Source organism: Sphingomonas sp. (assembly GCF_035555815.1).
In the GTDB taxonomy this organism is placed as follows: Bacteria; Pseudomonadota; Alphaproteobacteria; order Sphingomonadales; family Sphingomonadaceae; genus Sphingomonas.
Genome location: NZ_DATMGG010000080.1, coordinates 1 through 3,557 on the forward strand (window position 1 = coordinate 1; position 3,557 = coordinate 3,557).

The following is a 3,557-nucleotide window of genomic DNA, read 5'->3' on the forward strand; positions in this document are numbered from 1 at the left end:
GTCATCGCCGCCAAGGCGGTCGCGTTCGGGGAGGCGCTGCGCCCGGACTTCAAGAGCTATGCCGCCGCGATCGTCGAGAACGCCAAGGTGCTGGCGGCGACGCTGGCCGAACGCGGCTGCGCGGTGGTGTCGGGCGGCACCGACACCCACCTCGCGCTGATCGACCTCACCCCGCTCGGCGTCACCGGCCGCGACGCCGACGAGGCGCTCGAGCGCGCCGCGATCACCTGCAACAAGAACGGCATCCCCAACGATCCGCTGCCCCCGGTCAAGACCAGCGGCATCCGCGTCGGTTCGCCCGCCGGCACCACGCGCGGTTTCGGCCCGGCCGAGTTCCGTGAGATCGGCAACATGGTCGCCGACGTGCTCGATGGCCTGCGGAAAAACGGCGAGCAGGGCGACGCGCAGGTCGAAGCCTCTGTGCGTGAGCGTGTTAATACGCTATGTCAGCGTTTCCCGATCTATCCGGAGGCGTGAGATGAATGATTTCGAGAACAAGGTGCGCGGCGCGGCCGACTTCGTGACCGAGAAGCTGGACGGGGCCGTCGATGGCGCCAGCCAGTGGTTCGAGGGCGAGCGCGGGAACAAGGTGCTGGGCGGTGCGGCGGTCGGCGCGCTGGTGGCGATCGTGCTGCCGGTGTCGCTGCTCGGCGGCGCGCTGCTCGGCGCGGGCTATGCCGCCTATCGCAACAGGACACGATAGCCGGCGATGCGGTGCCCGTTCTGCGCGCATGAGGACAGCCAGGTAAAGGACAGCCGCCCCACGGAAGATGGGGCGGCGATCCGTCGCCGGCGCCAGTGCGAGGCGTGCGGCGCCCGCTTCACCACCTTTGAGCGCATCCAGCTGCGCGAGCTTACCGTGCTCAAGAGCGAGGATCGCCGCCAGCCGTTCGAGCGCGACAAGCTGCTGCGCTCGATCGAGGTGGCGTGCCGCAAGCGCGGCATCGCCCCGGCGCGGATCGAGCAACTGGTGTCGGGCATCCAGCGCCAGCTCGAAACGCAGGGCGACCCCGAAATCCAGTCGAGCCACATCGGCGCGCTGGTGATGGATGCGCTGAAGGGCCTCGACTCGGTCGCCTACATCCGCTTCGCCAGCGTCTACAAGGACTTCCGCGAGGCCAAGGACTTCGAGGACTTCGCCGGCAACGTCAGCGAGGCGGGGCGGGGGTGAGCGCCGCGACTCCACCCCCCGTCATCGTCCTCGTCCGCCCGCAGCTTGGCGAGAATATCGGCAAGGCGGCGCGCGCGATGCTCAATTTCGGACTGACCGAGATGCGGCTGGTCGCGCCGCGGGACGGCTGGCCCAATCCCGCCGCCGGGCCGGCCGCCAGCGGCGCCGACGTGGTGCTGGCCAACGCGCGGCTGTTCGACAGCGTCGCCGACGCGGTCGCCGATTGCCCACACGTCTATGCCACCACCGTGCGCAAGCGCGGGGTGACCAAGCCGGTGGTCACGCCCGAAGTCGCGGCGCGGACGATCCGGGGTGAGGCGGGGCGGTCGGCGTTGCTGTTCGGCCCGGAGCGGTCGGGGCTGGAAACCGACGATGTCGCGCTGGCGCGCACGATCGTGACGGTGCCGATCAATCCCGAATTCGGCTCGCTCAACCTGGCGCAGGCGGTGATCCTGGTCGCCTATGAATGGTCGAAGGGCGCGGGGCTGGCGAGCCCGCCCACCGTCGATCTCGACCCGCCCGGATCGCAGGACGAGCTGGAGGGGATGATCGGGCAGCTCGACGCGATGCTCGAGACGTCGGGCTATTACTATCCGCCCGATCGGGTGCCGACGGCGCGGCGGACGCTGCGCACGCTGCTGACCAAGCCCGGCTGGTCGAGCCAGGAACTGCGCACGATGCGCGGCGTGCTGTCGGCGCTGGGCGGCAAGAAGCAGCCCAAGGGGTAGCAACATCCTCCTCCGTTCGTGCTGAGCTTGTCGAAGCACCGTCTTTCTCCGTCAGAAGAAAGGGCGGCCCTTCGACAAGCTCAGGGCGAACGGGGTGAGGTTGACGTCATCTCACGTCGAACGCTTCATATTCATAGGCGATCGATGCCTCGACCAGCGAGTCCCATAGGTCGGCGATCGCCGCGCCGGGAATGCCGGCGGCTTCGGCGGCGGCGCGGGCGTTGGCGATCACCTGCGCCTTGCGCGCCTCGTCGCGGACCTGGTGGCGCTCGGGCTTGATGCGCGCGGCGGCGTCCATATAGCCGAAACGCCGCGTCAGCAGCGCGATCAGCCGGCGGTCGGTATCGTCGACGCCGGCGCGCACCTGCGCCATCGTCATGCAGTCGGTGGGATCAAGGATGTCGGTCATGCACGGCTAGTGGCGGGCCATGTCGGCGCTGTCCAGCTTGACTCGGGCGGGGTGCGCGGCTAGGCGCCCGCCTTCGCAATGGCCCCGCACCCCGGTGAAGCGGTGGCCCTGCCGGTCGTCAGACCCCAGCAGAGCGGCATACCGGGACCAACGTCGTAGCAGTTGCAAGGAATTACCGATGTCGAAGCGCCACAGCGCCAAGTACAAGCTCGACCGCCGCATGGGCGAGAACATCTGGGGTCGCCCGAAGAGCCCGGTCAACAAGCGTGAATACGGCCCGGGCCAGCACGGCCAGCGCCGCAAGGGTAAGATGTCGGACTTCGGCATCCAGCTGCGCGCCAAGCAGAAGCTCAAGGGCTATTACGGCGACGTCACCGAAAAGCAGTTCAAGAAGGCCTATACCGAGGCCGCCCGGATGAAGGGCGACACCGGCCAGAACCTGATCGGCCTGCTCGAGCAGCGTCTGGACATGATCGTCTATCGCGCCAAGTTCGCCCCGACGATCTTCGCCGCGCGCCAGCTCGTCAGCCACGGCCACGTCAGCGTCAACGGCGTGAAGTGCAACATCGCCAGCCGTCAGGTGAAGCCGGGCGAGGAAATCACGCTGGGCAGCAAGGCCAGGGAAATGGCGCTGGTGCTCGAGGCGCAGACCCTCGCCGAGCGTGACATCCCCGAATATGTCGCCCCCGACGGCCCGGCCAAGGTGACCTTCACCCGCGTGCCGACCCTCGACGAGGTGCCGTACCCGGTGAAGATGGAGCCGAATCTGGTGGTCGAATTCTATTCGCGCTGAAGCACGGATTTAGCGCGGCTAGATCCGGCGATCCTCAGCGCGAACGGCCGGCGGCGCGGATGGCGCCGTCCGACGACGCGGCTTTACCGCGGCGCGCTGCACGGGTCATTCGGCCAGACACAAAAAAAGGGCGGCCCCGCGAGGGGCCGCCCTTTTTGTATCTCGCCGGTTTGCGTCCGGCCTTCGCCTCCGCCGTTCTATTGCGCGGGCAGGTTGAGCGCGGCGCGCAGGAAGCGGTCCGAATCGCTCAGCAGCCGCGTGCGCGCGGCGGCATCGTCGAGATAATGGTCGAGCCCCTCGAACTCGACATAGTCGACCTTGCCGCCCGCGCTCTTCAGCCGGTCGGCCATCACCCGCGATTCGCGCACTCCGACATTGTCGTCCTGTGTGCCGTGGAACAGCAGCACCGGCGCCTTGATCCGATCGGCGTGGCGCGCGGGGGAGCCGTCGGCGACG

Annotated in this window: 6 protein-coding genes and 1 pseudogene; 5 read left to right on the plus strand and 2 right to left on the minus strand. The window is 68.4% G+C overall.

The annotated features are described in order from the left end of the window. The 4 genes and pseudogenes from glyA to VNR91_RS04600 all read left to right on the plus strand — a co-directional run. A pseudogene (gene glyA / locus VNR91_RS04585) lies at window positions 1-477 on the plus strand (serine hydroxymethyltransferase); the annotation flags it as partial. Between the two features lies 1 nt (window position 478). After that, window positions 479-703 (plus strand): hypothetical protein, encoded by a 225-nt coding sequence (locus VNR91_RS04590; RefSeq protein WP_325489608.1) that lies wholly within the window; start codon window positions 479-481, stop codon window positions 701-703. Window positions 704-709: 6 nt separating this feature from the next. Continuing rightward, window positions 710-1,171 (plus strand): transcriptional regulator NrdR, encoded by a 462-nt coding sequence (gene nrdR / locus VNR91_RS04595; protein WP_325489609.1) that lies wholly within the window; start codon window positions 710-712, stop codon window positions 1,169-1,171. Next, on the plus strand, window positions 1,168-1,899 hold the full coding sequence (locus VNR91_RS04600) for an RNA methyltransferase (protein WP_414712374.1): 732 nt from the start codon (window positions 1,168-1,170) through the stop codon (window positions 1,897-1,899). The genes nrdR and VNR91_RS04600 overlap by 4 nt, the downstream gene beginning before the upstream one ends. Window positions 1,900-2,005: 106 nt before the next feature. Here VNR91_RS04600 and VNR91_RS04605 read toward each other — a convergent pair whose 3' ends face one another. After that, window positions 2,006-2,308: a chorismate mutase gene (locus VNR91_RS04605; RefSeq protein WP_325489610.1), complete on the minus strand. Its 303-nt coding sequence runs from the start codon at window positions 2,306-2,308 to the stop codon at window positions 2,006-2,008. A gap of 178 nt (window positions 2,309-2,486) precedes the next feature. Here VNR91_RS04605 and rpsD point away from each other — a divergent pair, with 178 nt between their 5' ends. After that, window positions 2,487-3,101, plus strand: a complete 615-nt coding sequence (gene rpsD, locus VNR91_RS04610; protein ID WP_325489611.1) for a 30S ribosomal protein S4 — start codon at window positions 2,487-2,489, stop codon at window positions 3,099-3,101. A gap of 197 nt (window positions 3,102-3,298) precedes the next feature. On the opposite strand, the gene VNR91_RS04615 is transcribed toward rpsD, so the two are convergent. Then, a partial coding sequence (locus tag VNR91_RS04615) for an alpha/beta hydrolase family protein (RefSeq protein WP_325489612.1) occupies window positions 3,299-3,557 on the minus strand: 259 nt, incomplete at its 5' end.